The sequence below is a fragment of the Streptomyces sp. NPDC059373 genome (assembly GCF_042751495.1).
Taxonomy (GTDB): Bacteria; Actinomycetota; Actinomycetes; order Streptomycetales; family Streptomycetaceae; genus Actinacidiphila.
In genome coordinates this window covers 19,593-38,042 of sequence record NZ_JBHYXC010000059.1, presented here as the reverse complement: position 1 = coordinate 38,042, position 18,450 = coordinate 19,593, and the positions used below count along the sequence as shown (strand labels likewise).

Annotated in this window: 20 protein-coding genes and 1 pseudogene; 10 read left to right on the top strand and 11 right to left on the bottom strand. The window is 72.8% G+C overall.

Features of this window, described 5'->3' with window-relative positions; translation table 11 throughout:
* Nucleotides 1–92 precede the first annotated feature (92 nt).
* Both ACFXJ5_RS38305 and ACFXJ5_RS38300 read right to left on the bottom strand, forming a co-directional pair.
* Complete coding sequence (locus tag ACFXJ5_RS38305) at nucleotides 93–755, bottom strand: ScbR family autoregulator-binding transcription factor (RefSeq protein WP_384642171.1); 663 nt, start codon at nucleotides 753–755, stop codon at nucleotides 93–95.
* A 71-nt stretch (nucleotides 756–826) separates the two neighbouring features.
* Nucleotides 827–1,636, bottom strand: coding sequence for an IclR family transcriptional regulator (locus ACFXJ5_RS38300; protein WP_384642168.1), 810 nt, complete (start codon nucleotides 1,634–1,636; stop codon nucleotides 827–829).
* Nucleotides 1,637–1,780: 144 nt separating this feature from the next.
* Between ACFXJ5_RS38300 and ACFXJ5_RS38295 the strand changes: the two genes are divergently transcribed.
* The 5 genes from ACFXJ5_RS38295 to ACFXJ5_RS38275 all read left to right on the top strand — a co-directional run bounded on the left by ACFXJ5_RS38295 (nucleotide 1,781) and on the right by ACFXJ5_RS38275 (nucleotide 6,468).
* The gene (locus ACFXJ5_RS38295) at nucleotides 1,781–2,770 is read left to right on the top strand and encodes a sugar kinase (RefSeq protein WP_384642166.1); all 990 of its coding nucleotides are present in this window, start codon (nucleotides 1,781–1,783) and stop codon (nucleotides 2,768–2,770) included.
* A 26-nt stretch (nucleotides 2,771–2,796) separates the two neighbouring features.
* A complete protein-coding gene (locus ACFXJ5_RS38290; RefSeq protein WP_384642163.1) occupies nucleotides 2,797–3,450 on the top strand; it encodes a bifunctional 4-hydroxy-2-oxoglutarate aldolase/2-dehydro-3-deoxy-phosphogluconate aldolase in 654 nt (217 codons plus the stop codon).
* Nucleotides 3,451–3,607: 157 nt separating this feature from the next.
* Nucleotides 3,608–5,077 (top strand): APC family permease, encoded by a 1,470-nt coding sequence (locus tag ACFXJ5_RS38285; protein WP_384642160.1) that lies wholly within the window; start codon nucleotides 3,608–3,610, stop codon nucleotides 5,075–5,077.
* 2 nt (nucleotides 5,078–5,079) lie between these two features.
* On the top strand, nucleotides 5,080–6,033 hold the full coding sequence (locus ACFXJ5_RS38280) for a hypothetical protein (protein ID WP_384642158.1): 954 nt from the start codon (nucleotides 5,080–5,082) through the stop codon (nucleotides 6,031–6,033).
* A 21-nt stretch (nucleotides 6,034–6,054) separates the two neighbouring features.
* Nucleotides 6,055–6,468, top strand: a complete 414-nt coding sequence (locus ACFXJ5_RS38275; protein WP_384642156.1) for a YchJ family protein — start codon at nucleotides 6,055–6,057, stop codon at nucleotides 6,466–6,468.
* Here the strand turns inward: ACFXJ5_RS38275 and ACFXJ5_RS38270 are convergent.
* From ACFXJ5_RS38270 to ACFXJ5_RS38250, 5 genes are all read right to left on the bottom strand, one after another.
* The gene (locus tag ACFXJ5_RS38270) at nucleotides 6,438–7,889 is read right to left on the bottom strand and encodes a sensor histidine kinase (protein WP_384642153.1); all 1,452 of its coding nucleotides are present in this window, start codon (nucleotides 7,887–7,889) and stop codon (nucleotides 6,438–6,440) included. The genes ACFXJ5_RS38275 and ACFXJ5_RS38270 overlap by 31 nt on opposite strands.
* Nucleotides 7,890–7,924: 35 nt before the next feature.
* Nucleotides 7,925–8,701, bottom strand: coding sequence for a response regulator transcription factor (locus tag ACFXJ5_RS38265; RefSeq protein ID WP_384642150.1), 777 nt, complete (start codon nucleotides 8,699–8,701; stop codon nucleotides 7,925–7,927).
* Nucleotides 8,702–8,796: 95 nt separating this feature from the next.
* Nucleotides 8,797–9,243 (bottom strand): SRPBCC family protein, encoded by a 447-nt coding sequence (locus ACFXJ5_RS38260; protein WP_384642147.1) that lies wholly within the window; start codon nucleotides 9,241–9,243, stop codon nucleotides 8,797–8,799.
* A gap of 19 nt (nucleotides 9,244–9,262) precedes the next feature.
* Entirely contained in the window at nucleotides 9,263–9,865 is a 603-nt protein-coding gene (locus ACFXJ5_RS38255) for a GNAT family N-acetyltransferase (RefSeq protein WP_384642145.1), read from the bottom strand.
* Nucleotides 9,866–9,952: 87 nt separating this feature from the next.
* Complete coding sequence (locus ACFXJ5_RS38250) at nucleotides 9,953–10,510, bottom strand: sugar O-acetyltransferase (protein WP_384642142.1); 558 nt, start codon at nucleotides 10,508–10,510, stop codon at nucleotides 9,953–9,955.
* Between the two features lie 58 nt (nucleotides 10,511–10,568).
* On the opposite strand from ACFXJ5_RS38250, the gene ACFXJ5_RS38245 reads away from it, so the two are divergent.
* Nucleotides 10,569–11,663, top strand: coding sequence for a PP2C family protein-serine/threonine phosphatase (locus ACFXJ5_RS38245; RefSeq protein ID WP_384642139.1), 1,095 nt, complete (start codon nucleotides 10,569–10,571; stop codon nucleotides 11,661–11,663).
* 13 nt (nucleotides 11,664–11,676) lie between these two features.
* Here the strand turns inward: ACFXJ5_RS38245 and ACFXJ5_RS38240 are convergent, their stop codons facing one another.
* Together ACFXJ5_RS38240 and ACFXJ5_RS38235 are read right to left on the bottom strand one after the other, a co-directional pair.
* Nucleotides 11,677–12,663 carry a DUF1996 domain-containing protein gene (locus ACFXJ5_RS38240; protein WP_384642137.1) on the bottom strand — a complete coding sequence of 329 codons (987 nt, stop codon included), beginning with the start codon at nucleotides 12,661–12,663 and terminating at the stop codon, nucleotides 11,677–11,679.
* A 166-nt stretch (nucleotides 12,664–12,829) separates the two neighbouring features.
* Nucleotides 12,830–13,546, bottom strand: a complete 717-nt coding sequence (locus ACFXJ5_RS38235) for a GNAT family N-acetyltransferase (RefSeq protein ID WP_384642134.1) — start codon at nucleotides 13,544–13,546, stop codon at nucleotides 12,830–12,832.
* Between the two features lie 152 nt (nucleotides 13,547–13,698).
* Here ACFXJ5_RS38235 and sigJ point away from each other — a divergent pair, with 152 nt between their 5' ends.
* Entirely contained in the window at nucleotides 13,699–14,610 is a 912-nt protein-coding gene (gene sigJ, locus ACFXJ5_RS38230) for an RNA polymerase sigma factor SigJ (RefSeq protein WP_384642131.1), read from the top strand.
* A gap of 19 nt (nucleotides 14,611–14,629) precedes the next feature.
* A complete protein-coding gene (locus tag ACFXJ5_RS38225) occupies nucleotides 14,630–14,992 on the top strand; it encodes a DoxX family protein (protein ID WP_384642128.1) in 363 nt (120 codons plus the stop codon).
* Here ACFXJ5_RS38225 and ACFXJ5_RS38220 read toward each other — a convergent pair.
* Nucleotides 14,967–15,407, bottom strand: coding sequence for a DoxX family protein (locus ACFXJ5_RS38220; protein WP_384642125.1), 441 nt, complete (start codon nucleotides 15,405–15,407; stop codon nucleotides 14,967–14,969). The two genes, ACFXJ5_RS38225 and ACFXJ5_RS38220, sit on opposite strands and share 26 nt — an antisense overlap.
* 150 nt (nucleotides 15,408–15,557) lie before the next feature.
* Here ACFXJ5_RS38220 and ACFXJ5_RS38215 point away from each other — a divergent pair, with 150 nt between their 5' ends.
* Nucleotides 15,558–15,878 carry a DUF3040 domain-containing protein gene (locus ACFXJ5_RS38215; RefSeq protein ID WP_384642123.1) on the top strand — a complete coding sequence of 107 codons (321 nt, stop codon included), beginning with the start codon at nucleotides 15,558–15,560 and terminating at the stop codon, nucleotides 15,876–15,878.
* A gap of 100 nt (nucleotides 15,879–15,978) precedes the next feature.
* Nucleotides 15,979–16,461: pseudogene (locus ACFXJ5_RS38210) on the top strand (FG-GAP repeat domain-containing protein); the annotation flags it as partial.
* A gap of 3 nt (nucleotides 16,462–16,464) precedes the next feature.
* On the opposite strand, the gene ACFXJ5_RS38205 reads toward ACFXJ5_RS38210, so the two are convergent.
* Complete coding sequence (locus ACFXJ5_RS38205) at nucleotides 16,465–17,976, bottom strand: hypothetical protein (protein WP_384642120.1); 1,512 nt, start codon at nucleotides 17,974–17,976, stop codon at nucleotides 16,465–16,467.
* Nucleotides 17,977–18,450: the final 474 nt, after the last annotated feature.

Genomic DNA, 18,450 nt, shown 5'->3' with positions numbered 1-18,450 from the left:
ACGACAACGCCGCGAGCTCCCCCAGCCCTGGGGGCTGGGAGGTGCCCCCAGTGCCAGGGCACGCGACGCCGCGGAGATCCACAAGACAGGCCCTAGACGGCTGTCGCGTCAGCTCCACCGGGGCAGCTCCGCCACGTCACTTCCGGCGCCATCGTCCTGACGCGGCGGACCGCCTCGTCCCGGGCGAGCGCCGGAAGCAGCAGGTCCCACAGGCCGGTCAGCCACCGGGAGGCGTCGGCGTACGGAACACCGGTCCAGGACAGCACCTCGACGCCCGAGGTGACCGAGGTGATCAGGGTGCGGGCCGGGGTGTCCGCGATGTCCATGCCCAACTCGTCGCCCGTCTGGGCCTCTTGGAGCAGCTGCCAGGCCTGGTCGAGCCAGGTCCGGTAGAAGTCGAAGGACGGGGCGGGCCGCAGGGCGCGCTCGCGGGCGATCCGGACGCTCGCGCGGACCGCCGGCTCCTCGTGGAGCAGCAGGTTGAGATGGTGCGTGACGTCGACGAGCATCTGCAGCGGCGAGGACTCGCGGGTGCGTACGTCCTCCAGGAAGTCCTCCACCAGGTCGCGGCCGCGGATCTGGACGGCGTCGGCCAGTTCGTCCTTGGAGGAGAAGTGGAAGTACAGCGCCCCCTTGGTGACTCCGGCCGCGCGGGTGATGTCGTCCATCGTGGTCCGGGCGTAGCCGCCGCGGTCGAACTCGGCGGCGGCCGAGAGGATGAGCCGGCGTACGGTGCGTTCGGATCGCTGCTGCATACCTTGATGTAAAAACCGGGCGATCGGTATGTCAAGGTCTCCCTTGAAGTTCGCGGGTATCCGGACGGAGGTCAGGCGCCCGTCGGGACGGTCCCGCCGAGCCGCTCGGTGATGGCGCTCGCGGCGGCGATGAGCATGGCCCCGAGGTCGGGCACGCGCTCACGGGTCACGCGGGAGGCCGGGCCCGAGACGCTCACCGCCGTGGCGACCGCCCCGCTGTGGTCGAAGACGGCCGCCGCGACGCAGCGGATGTCCTGCTCGTTCTCCACGTCGTCGACGGAGTAGCCGCGTTGCCGTACGAGGGCGAGATCGGCGCGCAGCCGCTCGGGCGAGGTGATGGTGTCAGCGGTGCGGGGCGGCAGCCCGGCCGCGATGACCGACTCGATGACGTCCTCGGTGGCGTGCGCGAGGAACGCCTTGCCGGTGGCGGTGCAGTAGGCCGGCTGGCGGTTGCCGATCCTGGAGTGCATCCGGACCGGCTGGACGCTCTCGACCTTGTCGATGTAGACGATCTCGGGGGGCTCGAAGGACACCAGGTGCACCGTCTCGCCCGCGTCCTGCGCGAGCCGGTGCAGCAGTGGGGAGGCGGCCTGTCGCACGTCGAGCCGTTCCAGATAGATCTGGCCGAGCAGGGCGTTCTGCGGGCCCAGCCGGTAGCGGCCGCTCTCCGGATCCTGGTCCACCAGCCGCAACTCGCGCAGGGGCGCGACCAGTCGCAGCACGGTGCTCTTGCTCAGCTGCAGCCCGGTGGCGAGTTCGGTCAGCGTGGCGCCCTGCGGGTGCCCCCGGTCCTCGGCCAGGAACATCACGATGCCCAGGGCGCGCCGCAGCGACGAGGAAGCGTTGCGCCGTTCGCCGGTCGCGTCGGTGGTGTTCTGCATCGCACAACAGCGTATCGCATGGCGAAATATCACCGTTGACCCCGGCGGTCGGGTGGGCTAGCTTCTGGCTGGCGCCGTGCAGTACGAAATGTGGTTCTGCATAGCAAAACAGCGGACGTTTCGCCTCGAACCGAAGGGACCTTCGTGACACCGGCCGGCCAGGAGCGCAGCGGAGCCGACGTGGTGTGCATCGGGGAGACCATGGCCGTGCTCAGCCCGCCGGACGCGCGGCCCTTGGCCGACCAGCCGGCGCTGGCACTTGCCGTGGGCGGCGCGGAGTCCAACGTCGCCTGCGGCCTCGCGGCCCTGGGACACCGGGCCGCCTGGCTGAGCCGGGTCGGCGACGACCCGTTCGGCCGGCGGATCCTGGCCGACCTGACGGCCCGTGGCGTCGACGTGACGGGCGTCGAGGTCGACCCCGTACGGCAGACGGGCGTCTACTTCAAGGACCCGGGCCCCGACGGCACCGGCATGCACTACTACCGGCGGGACTCCGCCGCCACGCTGCTGGGCCCCGGAGTCGCGGGGCTTCGGCTGCTGAGCCGGGCCCGCGTCCTGCATCTGTCCGGGATCACCGCAGCGCTCTCCGGCAGCTGCGCCGAACTGGTGGAGGACCTGGTCATCCGGCGGACCGTCACCGGCCCGGCCGTCTCCTTCGACGTCAACCACCGCCCCCCGCTGTGGCGTCAGCCTGCCGCCGAGCCGGCCCGTGTCCTGCTGGCCCTGGCCAGGGCGGCCGACATCGTCTTCGTGGGGCGCGACGAGGCCGAGGCCCTGTGGGGCACCGCCACGCCGGAGAAGATCCGGGACCTGCTCGCGCCTGCGCCGCACCTCGTCGTCAAGGACGCCGGCTACGGGGCCACCGCGTACGACGCCGACGGCGACCCGGTGTTCGTACCCGCTCCCCGGTCCCGGGTGGTCGAACACGTCGGCGCGGGCGACGCCTTCGCCGCCGGCTATCTGGCCGGCCTCCTCGAAGGGCGTGACGTACAGGGTCGGTTGCGCCTCGGGCACCTCGTCGCGGCCGCGACCCTGCAGACCACGCAGGACGTCCCGGCCATCCCGCCACGGCGCGAACTCGACCGCCGACTCGCCCTCGACGACGCGGCCTGGTCCGCGCTGCGGCTCCACTGAAGGATCAGCGAGGAGTACGACGACCCATGAGTGAACGGATGACCGACGACGTACCCGGATCCCGCGACGTCCTCGCGGAGCTGTCCGCCGACCGCGTCATCGCCGTGATCAGGGCGCCGGAGATACCGGACGCGGCCGCGCTGTGCGAGGCGCTGGTGGCCGGGGGCATCCGGTGGATCGAGTTCACCTTCACCACCCCCGGCCTCGCCGCGCATCTGCGGCGGGCCGCATCGGGTACCGGCTACCGGGTCGGCGCCGGGACGGTGATGACCGCCGTACAGGCGCAGGAGGCGATCGGCGCGGGCGCGGCGTTCCTGGTCACGCCCGGGTGCCGGCCGGCCGTCGCGGAGGTCGCCCGCGCCGCCGGGATCCCGGTGGTCATGGGCGCGTTGACGCCCACCGAGGTCGCCCGGGCGTACGACCTGGGGGCGGTCGCGGTGAAGATCTTCCCGGCCCGCGCGGTCGGCCCGCGCTACTTCGGCGACCTCGCCGGCCCCTACCCCGACATCCCGCTGGTCGCCTCGGGCGGCGTCGACTCCGGCAACGCCGCCGCCTTCCTCGCCGCCGGGGCCCGCGCCGTCTGCGCCGGGTCCGGGGTGGTGCCGCCGGACGCCGTGGCCGCCGCCGACTGGTCCGGCATCACCGACCGGGCGAAGGCCTTTGTGAAGGCGCTGGGCTGACGCCCGACGGTACGGGGCGCGTCAATGGGCCACACTGGCAAGTAACTTATGTATGTCCTATGATGCGCACGTTCTCGACCCGGGAGATCGCCATCCGCGCCCCCGACCGGAGCGCCCAGAACATCCGCCGCGACTCCGAAGGGCGCCACGGAACGGTATGAGCACATCCAGAGGTCTGCAGGCGAACGTCCTGGGAACCTTCGACAGCGTCGTCATGGCCGTGGCGGGCAGCGCCCCCGCGTACTCCCTCGCCGCGACCACCGCCGTCCTCGTCGGGACCGTGGGCCTGGCGGCCCCCGCCGCGCTGCTGTACTGCGCGATACCGATGCTCGGCATCGCCTGGGCCTTCAGCTACCTCGGCCGCCTCGACATCAACGCCGGTGCCAGCTACTCCTGGGTCGGCCGGGCGCTGCACCCCTTCCTCGGCTTCCTCAGCGGCTGGGCGCTGGTGGTGTCGGCCACCATCTTCATGGTCGCGGGCTCGCTGCCGGCCGGCAGCATGACACTGTCCCTCTTCGACCCGTCGCTCGCGAACGACACCGCACTGGCGACCGTCGTCGGCGCCGCCTGGTTCCTGGTCATGCTCGCCGTCGTCCTCATGGGCGCCAGACTGACCGTCCACGCCCAGCTGGTGATGTCCGGCATCGAACTCACCATCCTGCTGGTCTTCGCCGTCGCCGCGCTCTTCAAGGGTGGCGCCGTGAACCACTTCTCCTGGTCCTGGCTCGGCTTCAGCCACTTCGACGGCGTCCACGGCTTCGCCGCCGGGGCACTGATCGCGGCCTTCTACTACTGGGGCTGGGACGTCACCAGCAACCTCAGCGAGGAGACCCGCAACAGCCGCAAGGCCTCAGGCCTGGCCGGACTCATCGGCGTGGTCGTGGTCTTCGTCCTCTTCGAGGTCTTCACCATCGCCGTCAACGTGCTGCTCGGCGCCGACGACATCCAGGACAACAGCGGCAACGTCCTCGCCGTCCTCGGCGACACCATCTGGCCCGGCTGGGGCGGCAAACTGCTGATCGTCGCCGTGATGCTCTCCACCATCGCCACCCTGGAGACCACCCTCATCCAGGTCACCCGCTCCCTCTTCGCGATGGGCCGCGACCGTACGATGCCCTCCGCCCTGGGCCGGTCGCACCCCCGCTGGCGGACGCCCTGGGTCGCACTGCTCGTCGTGGGCGCGGTGGCCCTGACCCTCTTCGTCGCCGCCAACGCCCTCGGCTCGGTGGGCGACATCCTCCAGGACGCGGTCGCGGCCATCGGCCTGCAGATCGCCGTCTACTACGGACTGGCCGGCCTCGCCGTCGTCGTCGCCTACCGCAGGGTGCTGACCAGGTCGGCGGCGACCTTCTTCTTCGGCGGCGTGTGGCCGCTGGCCGGCGCGGTGTTCATGTTCTGGATCTTCTACGAGAGCCTCGGCGAGCTCTCCGGCACCGCCATCGCGATCGGCATCGGCGGACTGGCCACCGGCCTGCTCCCGATGCTCTGGTACTGGCGCGGCGGCAGCGCGTACTACCGCCCCGAGCCGCTGGACGCGGCCCGCGCGGAGCAGATCGAGCGCGAGTACGGCAGCCAGGACCCGGTGTACGCGGGCTCGGCGGGCGACACCATCGCGACGGACTTCTGACCGTGGCCCGGGCACGCAAGGCCAGGGACTTCGCCCCCGACTTCGACGTCACGTTCGGGGACCGGGCCCTGGCCGTCGCCCGCCAGGACATCGCCTTCGGCCGCTGGCAGGGCCTCGCCGACCTGCTGCGCGACACCGGCACCGACTGGGACCGCCGTACGCACCGCGTCAGGCTGCTCGCCCAGGCCGCCGCCGGCACCTCCGTCGTCGAGGAGTGGCACACCGCCCGGCCGCGCGATCCGGACGCCCTGGTGCTGCGGGCCGAGACCGAGGTCATGCGCTGCTTCAACCTGGCGATGGCGGCCGGCGGCGGGGCCGGCGTCGACACCACCCGCCTCGAGTCGGCCGTCAGCACCTGCCTGCGCGCGGCCGAGGCCCATCCGGCCGACCCGATGCCCTGGGTGTCACTGCTGAGCGTCGCCCGGCTCTTCGAGGGCGGCCACCGGCACGCCGACCGCTGGTGGCACGAACTGCAACTGCGTGATCGCGACAACCGCGAGGCACACCACCAGGTCCTGCGCCATATGTCCGCCCGCTGGCACGGCTCCCACGGCGCGATGTACAACTTCGCCCGCGACGTGGCCGGCAGCATCCCGGCCGGCTCGCCGCTCGCGGTGCTGCTGCAGCTCGCCCGCGCCGAGGAGTACCGCTACCGCCTCGACCACGAGGGCCAGCAGGCCCTCGGCCTCGGCCAGCACTGGCGCGGCGAACTGGCCCTCGCCGACACCCGCCGCACCTGGGACCTCTGGATCGTCGGCTGGGACGGCCGGCATCGCGCCCAGGACACCGCCGACCTCAACTACCTGCTCCACGCCGCCTGCCACGGTGGCCTCGACGCCGAGGCCGCCCACCTCTTCGGCCTCGTCGGCACCGCCGCCACCCGCGTCCCCTGGTCGTACCACGGTGACCCGGCGGCCGTCATCACCCAGTGGCACGCGCGGATCACCGGGTCCTGACCTGCGCGCCGGGCAGGCACAATGGGCCGCATGTCCCGACGCGTCACCGCCGACTCGCCCTGCCCCTGCGGGCTGCCCGCCACGTACGCCGAGTGCTGCGGCCGCCGGCACTCCGGCAAGGCACCCGCCGCCACCGCCGAGGCCCTGATGCGGTCCCGCTACAGCGCCTTCGTCGTCCAGGACGAGCCCTACCTGCTGCGCACCTGGCACACCGGGACCCGGCCGCCGCACCTCGACTTCGACCCGGGCATGCGCTGGACCGGGCTGGACGTCGTCAACACCACGGACGGCAGCAGCTTCCACACCACCGGCACCGTGACCTTCCGCGCCCGCTACACCCAGGACGGCCGCCCCGGCGAACTGCACGAGCGCAGCCGCTTCGTACGGCAGGACGGCGCCTGGGTCTACGTCGACGGCGACTTCCCCGACGCCTGACCGGTGAGCGGCAGCGCCACCGTGAAGAGGGTGCGACCGGGCTCGCTCTCGACCTGCACGCGGCCGTGGTGCGCCGCCACGACGGCGGCGACGATGGCCAGACCCAGGCCGCTGCTGCCGGCCGCCCGGGAGCGTGACGCGTCGCCGCGCGCGAACCGTTCGAAGACCCGGGGCAGCAGCTCCGACGGGATCCCGGGCCCGTCGTCGCCGACCAGGATGAGGGCCTCGTCGGCCGTCACCCGGACGGCGGCGGTGACCGTGGTGCCGGGCCGGGTGTGGGTGCGGGCGTTGCCCAGCAGATTGGCCACCACTTGATGCAGCCGTGCCTGGTCACCGCAGATCAGTACGGGCTCGTCGGGCACCTCGATCCGCCAGTGGTGCTCCGGGCCCGCGGCATGCGCGTCGTGCACGGCGTCGGCGACCAGCGGACCCAGGCCCAGCTCCTCGTGCTCGAGCGGACGGCCGGCGTCCAGCCGCGCGAGCAGCAGCAGATCCTCCACCAGCGCGCTGATCCGTACGATGCCGGACTCGACGCGCCGCAGCGCGAAGGCGGTCTGCGGACCGATCTTCTCCGGGCCGCGCATGACCAGTTGGACGTACCCGGCGACGGAGGCGAGCGGCGTGCGCAGCTCATGGCTGGCATCGGCCAGGAAGCGGCGCATCCGGGTCTCGGTGGCATAGCGGGCCGCCAGCGCCCCTTCCACATGGCCCAGCAGCCGGTTCAGCGCGGCGGCGACCCGGCCGGCCTCGCTGCCGGGGGTCGCGTCGGCCGCGGGCACCCGTTCCAGGGCGGTGACCTCGCCGTGGTCCAGCGGCTGGCGGGACACCCGGGTCGCGGTGGCCGACACGCGCTGCAGCGGCCGCAGGTTGTAGCCGATGATGACCGCCGCCGCGAGGGCTGACAGCAGCAGCCCGCCCGCCGACACGACCGCCTCGATGCCGACCAGCCGGGTCACGGCGGTGTCGACCGAGTCGAACGGCAGACCCGTGGCGATAACGACCTCGCCCTGCGCCGAGTCGGCGTGCACCGCCTTCACCCGGTAGGCGCCGAGCCCGGGCAGGACCAGTGTGTGGTGCAGGCCGTCCCCGTCCACCGAGGACAGGGCCGCCTGCTGCTGGGCCGTCGGCTCCCGCAGCGTCCCCGCCGCGTCCACCAGCGCGGCGCTGCGTACGGTGCCCTCGTACTGCGACACGCCCATGGCGCCGTCCGGCACCCCGAAGCCGCTGAGGTAGCGCAGCCCGGCCTGGCTGAGGCCGGCGGTGGGCGAGCCCGGGTCGCCGCAGCCCTTGACGGACGTCGAGCCCGCGGCGAGCGCGTCGAGCCGGTCGTCCAGGCCGGACAGCAGATAGGACCGCATGGCCAGGGTGGTGATCACCGCGATCACCACACAGACCACGGCGAGCAGCAGCGTGCTGGACACGATCAGCCGGCTGCGCAGGGTCCGTCGCCGCGCGCTCACTTCGGCGGTTCGGCGGGCTTGAGGAGATAGCCGGCGCCGCGCACGGTGTGGATCATCGGTTCACGCCCTCGGTCGATCTTGCGGCGCAGGTAGGAGATATAGCTCTCGACGACATTGCCCTGTCCGCCGAAGTCGTACGACCACACGCGGTCCAGGATCTGCGCCTTGCTGATCACCCGGCGCGGATTGCGCATCAGATACCTCAGCAGCTCGAACTCGGTGCCGGTCAGCCGTACCGGCGTGGCCGCCCGGTGCACCTCCCGGCTGTCCTCGTCGAGGGTCAGATCGCCGACCACGATGACGGAGTCGGAGCGGCCGGCCGCGCCCGAGCGGCGCAGCAGGCCCCGCAACCGGGCCATCACCTCGTCGATGTTGAAGGGCTTGGTGACATAGTCGTCGGCGCCCGCCCGCAGGCCGGTGATCCGGTCCTCGAGGCCGTCCCGGGCGGTCAGGAAGAGCACCGGGACCTCAGGCAGTTCGTCCCTGATCTGCCGCAGCACCTCCAGGCCGTCCATGTCGGGCAGCATGTGGTCGAGCACGATCGCGTCCGGCCGGAATTTCCGCGCCGCGCGCACCGCCTGTGTGCCGTCCAGGGCCTGGGCCGGCTCCCAGCCCTCATGACGCAGCACCACCGACAGGAGTTCGGTGAGGTGCTCCTCGTCGTCGACGACCAGGACCCGCAGCGGGCTGCCGTCGCCCCTGCGGAGTGTTTCGCGGATCTGGCCGGAGGGGCCGGCGACGGTGCCGGAGGTCAGAGGTGTACGCGAAGCCATGCGCCTGGACACTGCCTCCCGTACCTGTGAATTGACCAGGTGTCAGCTGTGTGAAGGCTGGTAAATCGGATCCGGGGATTCCGTTTCGGGCTCGCTCAGGTGTTCCCCGCCCGCTCGAGCAGCCCGGTGACCGCACGGCCGAACATCAGCCGCCCCGCCCAGGCCGTCGGCCGGTCCAGAAACCCGGGCAGTATCCGCACCCGCAGATCCTCGGTCCAGACGACCTCCGCGCCGCCGCCCTGCTCCCGTACCTCGATCTCCGCCCAACCGGTGACGAAGGTGCCCCGCTTCTCCAGCCGGCAGTACCCGGCCACGCCCGGCGCCGGCGGAACCCAGCGCACGACCTCCATCGGATCGTCGAAGGCCGCCCGCCCGAGCCCGCTGCGCGCGACGAACCTCGTGCCCGGGCCGGACGGCGACGGGGTCGTCACGGTGATCGTGGTCAGTGGTACGTGGGCGGCATGGCGCTCCCAGTCGGTGAGCCGGCGCCAGGCTTCGGCGGCCGGCAGGGACGTACGGCGCTGGATACGGAAGACAGCCACCGGCCGATCATAGGTTCCCTCATTCAAGGATCCAGCCCGACAACCACCGCTCCCGGATCGCCGGCCACTCGGAGGCGACCAGCGAGTAGTAGACGGTGTCGCGCCATGAGCCGTCCATCCGCCGCAGGTGCCGGCGCAGCACCCCCTCGCGGATGCCGCCGATCCGCACCACCGCGTCCTGCGAGGCCTGGTCGAGGTCGTCGAGCCGCCACTGCACCCGCCCGAATCCCAGGTCCTCGAAGGCGTGGTAGACCAGGATGAACTGGCTCTCCAGCTGCACCGGCGTGCCCCACAAGGAGCGGTCCAGCCAGCTCCAGCCGATGTCCACCCGCTCGTTCGCCACCGAGATGTTCAGATACGCCGCCCAGCCCGCCGGCTGCTGCGTCGACCGGGGCAACACGGTGAACACCACCGCCTCACCCGCCGCCTGCTGGGCCAGCCGCTGCTCCGCCAGCGCACCCATCTCGGCCTCGGTAGTGGGTGTGGTCGTCGGCAGCCAGCGCCATACCCCGTCGTCGCCACCGCCGGACCGGTACAGGCCGGGCACATGGCTGAGCGACAACGGGACCAGCCCTACGTACCGGCCGTCGATGGAGACAGGAGCGGGGAAGCGTACTGCCATGACCGAACGCTAGGGGAGTGGGCGCCGACTGTCGCGCACTCGCGTATTTCCGCACGTACGGCGCGTCGGTCGACTCCGTCGGGGCGGTCAGGGGATCTCGCGCCGCACCCGGCAGGGATTGCCCACCGCGACGACCCGGTCCGGCAGATCCCGGGTGACCACGCTGCCGGCGCCCACCACCGTGTTCTCGCCGATCGTCACCCCGGGGCAGACGATGACCCCGGCACCCAGCCACGCCCCGTCACGGATGGTGATCGGGGCGGTGGTCTCCCAGCCCGCCCGGCGGTCCACCGGGTCCAGCGGATGGATCGCGGTGGCGAGCTGGACGCGCGGGCCGATCGCCACCTCTTCACCGATCGTGATGGGCCCGCAGTCCAGCAGGATCGCGTCGTAGTTGATGAAACTGCGCGCCCCGAGCCGGATGTTGTACCCGTACGCGCACCGGAAGGGCGCCTTGACCTCGGCGCCCTCCGCCAGCCCGCCGAGGAGCCGGTCCAGCAGCTTCCGGGCGCCGAGCGGATCGGCCGGGGCGGCGGCGCTGAACTCCGCGGCCAGCAGCTCGGCGGCCTGGCGGTCGGCGACGAGCTGCGGATCCAGGCAGCGGTAGCGCTCGCCGCGCACCATGCGTTCCCGGTGGTCGCTCACTGCCGCCGCTCCTGTCTCCTCGATCGCGCCCCACCGTACCCGGGTGTATCCAGGAGGCATGGATCTGCGGTGGGCAGGGTGGCCGAGGCATGCGCTGGTGGCGGCACAGCTCGTGTTGATCCTCGTCATCACGGTCGTTGACAGCCTGGCGCCGCCGTCCGTCCACCTCGGGCCGTTCCTGGTCGCCGCGCCCGCGATCACCGCCTCGTTCGCGGGGCCCAGGACCACCGCCTTCGTCGGGGCCGTGGCGGTGATCGCCCAGATCGTCGTGGCCGGGGTGCGCACCACCACGCTGGACCCCAATCACTCGGTCCAGATCGTCACCCTGGTGGTGATGTCAGCGCTCGCGACCGCCTTCGCCCACCGCAGGGAGCGGCACGAGCACGAGCTCATGCAGCTGCGCTCGGTGGCCGAGGCGGCACAACGGGTGCTCCTGCGGCCCATCCCGCACCACCTCGGGCCGCTGCGGATCGCCTCCGTCTACCTCGCGGCCGAGGCCGAGGCCCAGATCGGCGGCGACCTGTACGCGGCCGTGCGTACGGACAAGGCCACCCGGCTCGTCGTCGGTGACGTACGCGGCAAGGGCCTGGAGGCCGTCGGGGACGCCGCCCTGGCCGTGGGGGCCTTCCGGGCGGTCGCGCACCGCCAGGCCGGGCTGCCGGCGCTGATGGCATATCTGGAAGGAGCCGTCTCCTCTGATCTGGCCGATCCCGGTGACCCGCCGTCCGAACACGGGGACGAGTCGTTCATCACCGCGCTCGTCATGGAGGTCCCCGACCATGAGGGGGAACTCCAGCTGGTCAACTGCGGACACCCGCCGCCCCTGCTGCTCCACGAAGGCCGGGTGACGCCGCTCGAGGTCAGCCGGCCCGCGCCGCCCCTCGGGCTCACGGCGTTCGCGGGTCTCACGGAGGCCGACTTCACCGTCGAGCCCTTCCCCTTCGCCGCCGGGGACCTCGTCCTGCTCTACACGGACGGCGTGATCGAGGCCCGCGACGCGTCCGGCACCTTCTTCCCCCTGGCCGACCGCTTCGCCGCCCGCCCGCTCGACGACCCCGACGCCCTCCTGCGGCACCTGTGCAAGGAACTTCTGGCCCACGCCGGCGGCCGGCTGGGCGACGACGCGGCGATGGTGGCGCTCAGGCGTACCTGAGGGAAGGGGATGGTCAGCGGCAGTGCCGGCCGCTGTTGAGGCAGCGTACGACCGACGCCATCCGGGCGTCCGTCATCAGGTCGACGAACAGGGCATGGTCGGTCTTCGGGCTGTGGTGCTGCTCGGAGAAGGCGTCCACCGCGAAGGGCACCCCCGGCGGCAGCTCGTACGACAGTACGATCCGCAGCCGCGGCACGGGGAAGGTGCGGGCGGGGCAGGCGCCGTTGGCGGCGGGGAAGGCGACGTGCGAACGGTGGTCGGCGCTGTCGGTGGCCAGGCCGTTCCAGCAGCTGGGGAAGTCCAGGGTGCGGGTGGTCAGGCCGCCCGCCGGGCATCTCGGGTAGAGGGCGGTGTAGTGGCCGGGGGAGGTCGAACAGCCCCACTGCGCATGGGCGTTGGCGTCGCCCTGGGTGCCGGCCACCGGATCGCCGGTGATCATGCGCAGAAAGCGCGGCATGGCGACCACATGGCTCACCGCGCTGCCCCCGAACTCGATCCGGACCGACGCCGGGCGCACGATCTGCCCGATGTTGCCGTGCCGCGCCCCTCCGTCGCCGTGCACGTGCGGGCCGTTGGTCTCCGGCTGGTCCTGGCGGCGCAGCACCGGCCAGTAGTACGTGGAGCGGTCGCCGTCGGCGCAGGTGGTCGCGGCGGCGGCCAGGCTCGCGTCGGTGGAGAAGGCGTCGGTGGACAGATTGCCCACGTACTCGTGGATGTGGTGGGCGCCGTTGCGGTAGCCCGGCGAGATCACCAGGTTGTCCGCGTTGTAGTGGCCTTCGTCATTGCGCCCGCAGTCCTCGGTCACGGTCCCGGTCGAGGCGTCGGGGCCCGGCGCGGGGACGGGGGTGAGGGGGACCGCGGCGATGTCGGTGAAGTCCCGGGCGTACGGGCCCGCGGCGGCGCCGGCCACGGAGACCGCGGTGTCGCCCGCGATGCCACGGCCGGCGACCGCGAACCCCATGCCGGCGAGAGCCAGCCCGGTGCACATCAGCAGTGGCACGGCGGCCTTCCCCAACCGTGGTCCGGGCCGGCGGAATCGTTTCCCCACGCGCACAGGGTGTCAGCGACCGGGCGGCAGTGGCAACGCGGCTTCCGGACAGGCGTTCGGTGAGCCGCGCAGGACCTCGACCCACGCGGCACCCTGGCGTCGTGCGACGCGTGTGTCGCTACGCTGTTACGTCCTCACGCCGGCGCTGCGCCGGGACGCGGGCCGCCGAGAAGGCGGTCATGCGGCGCAGCCGGAAGCCCAGCGACTCGTACAGCCGGATGGCGTTGGTGTTCCCCGCCGCCGCGTGCATGAACGGGGTCTCGCCACGTTCGCGGATACCCGCGGCGACCGCCAGCACCAGGCGCGAGGCCAGCCCCTGCCCCCGGTAGGCGTCGTCCGTGCAGACCGCGCTGATCTCCGTCCAGCCCGGCGGGTGCAGCCGCTCGCCGGCCATCGCCACCAGGGCTCCTTCGCGGCGGATGCCCAGGTAGGTGCCCATCTCGATGGTGCGGGGCAGGAAGGGCCCCGGCCGGGTGCGTTCCACCAGGGCCAGCATCTCGGGCACGTCCCCGGGGCCGAGGCGTACCGCCTCCTCGTCCGGCGCGGCGGCGACCGACTCGTCGACCAGCTGTACGCCCTCGGCGTGGAACTCCACCTCCCACTCGCCCGGCGGCGGCACCATTACGGCAGCCAGCGGCACCAGCGCGCCGGGGCCGGCCAGAGCGGCGATGTCGTCCCAGTCGCGGGCGTCCGGATCGTCCGGAAGCGCCATCCACGGCGAGACATCGGCCGGGTAGCGCAGCACCCGGCCACGGCGCTCCGCGAAGTGCGCGTGGGGGCCGGTCAGTGAGGAAAGGGCTGGGTTGTCCAGGGGATGGGGCGCGCTCGCGCTCATCGGGGCCGGCCTCCGGAGGGATTGATCATTCGGGCAACAGTGTCAAGCGCGCGGGCCGCCCGGCTATTCCGGCACATTTTTTTGTTCATGGCGGTGTCACACTCCGGGCGTCCGTACGGCTCTCAGGATGTGACCGCGACAGGAGGCCCATGATGTCCGACCCGGCAGACACCGCGACGAAGGTGTTCACCGACCACCGCGAGCTGCTGTTCTCCATCGTCTACAGCATGCTCGGCAGCGTCGCCGACACCGAGGACGTACTCCAGGAGACCTGGCTCTCCTGGGCGCCCAGGAGCCGGGCGCGGGACGCGGAGCCGATCGACAGCCCGCGCGCCTACCTGGTCCGGATCGCGGTGAACAAGGCGCTCGCCCGCCAGGCCGCCATCAGCCGGCGTCGCGAGACGTACGTCGGTCCGTGGCTCCCCGAACCGCTGGTCACCGAGGTCGCCGAGACGGCCGACACCGCCGATGCCTCCGAGGTCGTCCAGCGTACGGAGTCGGTCTCGATGGCGCTGCTGGTCGTCCTGGAGACGCTCACCCCGCTGGAGCGGGCGGTCTTCGTCCTGCACGAGGTGTTCGGCTATGCCCACACCGAGACCGCCGACATCCTCGGCCGCACACCGGCCGCCGTACGCCAGCTCGCCCACCGCGCCCGCGAGCACGTCCACGCCCGGCGCCCCCGCTACCGCGCCGACCCGCTCCTGCGGCAGCAGGTGACCGAACGCTTCGTGGCCGCGACCTTCGGCGGTGACCTCGACGCCCTGCTGCAACTCCTCGCCCCCGACGTGACCTTGTGGGCCGACGGCGGAGGCAAGGCCGCGGCGGCGGGTCCCCGGCCGATCCACGGCCGCGACAAGGTCGCCCGGCTGCTCGTCAACCGTGCCGCTCACCGGCCGGAGGACCTCAGCGTCCGTTACCTGCAGGTCAACGGCGGGCCCTCCGCAGTGCTGTTCGCCGGGGAGGCGCCCTTCGCCGTGCTCGTCCTCGACCTGACCCCGGACGGCGAGCAGGTGCGCGAGATCTACAACGTCACCAATCCCGACAAGCTCTCCCGTCTCGGCTGAACACCGCTTGGAGATTCCCATGTATGTCGCATACGTCGTCGTCAGTGCCGTGGTCGTCGCCTACTGCGTCTTCTCGGCCGTGATGGACTTCATCCGCTACGAGCCGATCCTCGTCAGCATGACCAAGGCGGGAGTGCCGCACTCGTGGCTGCCCAGACTGGGTGCGCTCAAGGCAGCGGGGGCGCTGGGAGTGCTGCTGGGCCTCGTCGGCGTGCCGTGGATCGGGGCGGCCGCTGCCGTCGGCATCGTCCTGTTCTTCGTAGGTGCCATCGCCACCCATGTGCGGGCCCGCGACACGGGGTTCGGCCTGGCCGCCGCCTTCCTCGCCCTGGCCCTGGCCGCGTTGGTGCTGGGGGTCAACGGGCCTGGATACGCGATCTGACCAGCCCGACGAGCCGCGCGGTGTTCCGGCGGCGAGCCCAGGCGACGATGCCGGCCAGCACCATGATGATCAGCGGTGTCGCCGCGTTCTCGCCGTGGAAGACGACGACCTGGGTGATGAAGGCGCCGATCATCAGGCCGATGTAGGCCAGGCCGGCGAGACCGCAGAGCAGGGGGATCAGCAGGGCCACGGCCCCGGCCAGCTCCAGGCTGCCGACGAAGTACATGAACCAGTCGCCGAGGCCGATCTTGTCGAAGGCGTCGGCCGCCGACGGATGGGCGATGAGCTTGGGAAGGGCGCTGGCCACCCCGAAGAACAGGGCGAGCAGCACCTGCAGGACGCGCAGGGCGAGTTCGCTCCTGGCCGGCGAGGTGGTGCCGGTGGTGGTGGGCGTGGTGGCGGTCGCTTCGGACATCGTGGTCTCCTTCGTTGAGCAGGGTGGGTGTGTCGCTCGTAGAGAAGGACGGCACGGAGCAACGGAATTCATCGGCGCCTGTTAGGCCGCGCGTTGCCGGGGCATTTGGAAGACAGGGACCGGTGACGGTTGGTGGAGGTGTGGCGAGCCATGGACGGGCACGGGTCTCGGCTGTCTGGCCGGGAACAGCGGATTCTGGTCCAGATCGAAATGGCGCTCGGCCAGGACCGGCGCTTGGAGCGCCGTCTGCGGACGCTGCGTCCGGGGTTGTGGGCCAGGTGCCTGGACCGCACGAGGCGGCTTCGCCCCTGGGCGCTGGGCCTGCTGGCGGTGGCGTCGGTGACCTTGCTGGTGGCGGCCGTCCGTACGGGCGACCCGCTGCTCATCGTGGCCTTCGCGGTGTCGTGGGCGGTGACACTGGCGCTGGGCTTCACGGCGTTCTGCCTGTGGGCCCGTCGCAGTCGTCGGTGACGGAGGCGGTGGCGGAGGCGGTGGCGGTCGACCCACGTCCGGTCCAGCACAGTGCCGACACTGTGGTGCGGTCGGCGGCACCGTCGCCGCCGCCGACCTCGACGGGAACTCCGTCACCGTCCTGCTCGGCACCGGCGACGGCACCTTCGTCACCGGCACCGAGTACGCCGTGGGCACAAAGCCCTACCAGACGGTCGTCGCCGACTTCGACGGTGACGGCCACCCCGACATCGCCTCGGCCGACTTCGGCGGCGCGACCGTCAGCATCCTGCTGGGCGCCGGCGACGGCACCTTCGCCGCCGCCACCGCCTACACCACCCCCGCCCTGCCCGTCGCCGTCAGCGCTGCAGACCTCGACGACGACGGCAACACCGACATCCTCGTCTCCTCCCTCAACGGCACCTCCGTCACGCTTTTCCGGGGCGCTGCCGACGGCACGCTCGCCCAGCTGTCCGAACTGACCGCCCCAGGTGCCTACGACGCCCAGGCTGCCGACCTCGACGGCGACGGCATCCAGGACATCGCCGTGGCGCACAGCAGCGCCAACCAGGTGGACGTCTTCACCGGCTCCTGCGGCACCTGACGTCTAACCGCCCGCGCAGCGGCACTGCCCGCAGTGGTCCTCCCACGGCGCACACGGCGCGCCGCAGCACACGCAGACCGGTGGCGGGCTCAACGGCCCGCCATCGGCCAGCAGGTCGTTGAGGCGCCGGACGACCGCTGCCTCGCCGGCCGCCGTGTCGGCGGGGGAGAGGCCGCCGGCCTCACCCAACCGCAGCAGGGCCGGCCGCAGTTCCCGCAGCATCCCGGCGTAGGTCTCCGCGTCGGGCAGCGGCAGCGAGGCGATCTCGGAGCCGGGGCGCAGCAGCCCGGTCAGGGAACGGCCGGCCAGGAAGGCGGCGGCGATGTCGGGGAACAGGCCGTCCGGGCCGCCCGGCAGGGTGATCAGCCGCCACACCGTGGGCCCGTCGACCGGCCAGGGGGCGTCGGCGGCCCGTCCGGCACCGGCCGCCATGCGGGCCGCCTGCCACTTGGCGGTCAGGGCGACCGGCCACTGGGCGTACAGGCCCAGGTGACCGGCGAGGGCTCTGGCCGCCGCCGTACGCCACGCTGCCAGCGCATGCGGGATCTCGCCCGGCGCGGGACCGCCCAGTTCCTCCCAGCCGGGCAGCAGCGGCAACCGCCCCCGCCCCGGGGCCGCGCCGCCGTCGGCCGCCGCTTCCACGGCGTCGCGCAGCAGCCGCCGGCCGGGCGGGGTGACGGGGAGCGCGGTGCGGTACTCGCCGACCACCCCGTCCGCGTACGCCGCCAGTCGGGCCGCCTCCCACCCGCCGGGCTCGGGCGTCTGAGCGAAGCGGACCGCCGCCAGTGGCGGCACCGGATCCCGCCCGAGGACGGCGGTCGTGACGACGACGTCGACCTCCCCGGCGGCCAGTCGGCGCAGTTGCTCGGCGCGGACGGCGGCCGGCAGCGCCTCGTACAGCACGGTCGCCGTACGCCCGGCCGCCAGCAGCTCGCGGTGCAGCGCGTGGACGCAGGCACGGTCCCGGGCGACGACCGCCGTACCGGGCCGCACCTCGGAGGGCCCGGCCGCGGCGGCCAGGGTGAGCGGCGCGGCCCGCTGGTGCCCGACAGTCTCCAGGCGCGCGGCCCCCGGCCCTGGCCCTGCCCCCGGCCCTCGCCCTGACCCCGGCCCTCGCCCCGCCCGCGCGAAGAACGCCCCGAGCAGCGCCTCGTCCCTGGGTACCCCGGTGACATGCACCGCACGGTGTGCTCCCGCCAGCAGCAGCCGGGCCAGGGCGTCCCCCTCCACGGCGTCCACGACCAGGACATCCGCGGTCGGTCGGACGAACTCCGGGGTGCAGCACAGCACTCGCGCCTGCGCGTTCACCCGGCCCTCGTCCGTGGCCAGCCCGACCTGCTGCGAGCCCAGGCGGGCCCGCAGCAGCCCGTACGCCTGCCGGGCGTGCCCGGGCCCGGCCGTGGCGTAGACCCCCGTGCCGGGCTGCCCGGCCAGCACCTCCACCGCCGCCCGGGTCCGCCCGGAACGCGGCGGTCCCAGGTGCAGTACGGCCCGCTCGGGACCGTGCTCCCGCATGGGGACCCGGGCCCGGACCCGGGCGGCCGCTTCCTCGCACAGTGCGCCCTGCCTGCGCCGCTCGGCCTCCCGCCCCCGGGCCAGGGCTCTGCGCCGTCCGGCCTCCGCCCGGGCCCGGGCGTCGCGGGCGCCGCCGCGAGGGAGGCATGGAAGGGCTCGGGCCGCGCCACGACCTCCCGCACCTGGGCGGGGTCGAAGGACCGGGTGCCGGGATCGCGCCGCAGCAGGCCGTAGTCCACGGCGAGTTGGATCTGCGGCCGGGACAGGCCGAGCAGTTCGCAGGCCTGGGTCAGGCCGAGGTGATTGATCAGGCTCATGGTCGTGTCCGCGCCGGGCACCCCGTCGGCGGGAGCAGCCCGGCGCACCCCCCTTCGTCACGCGACGTACTGGACAGTGCTGCCGACATCACTCACCGTAACCGAGGGGTCTGACAACGCCCCCCGGACCGGGGCCCGGACCGCCCGGGACCGCTCC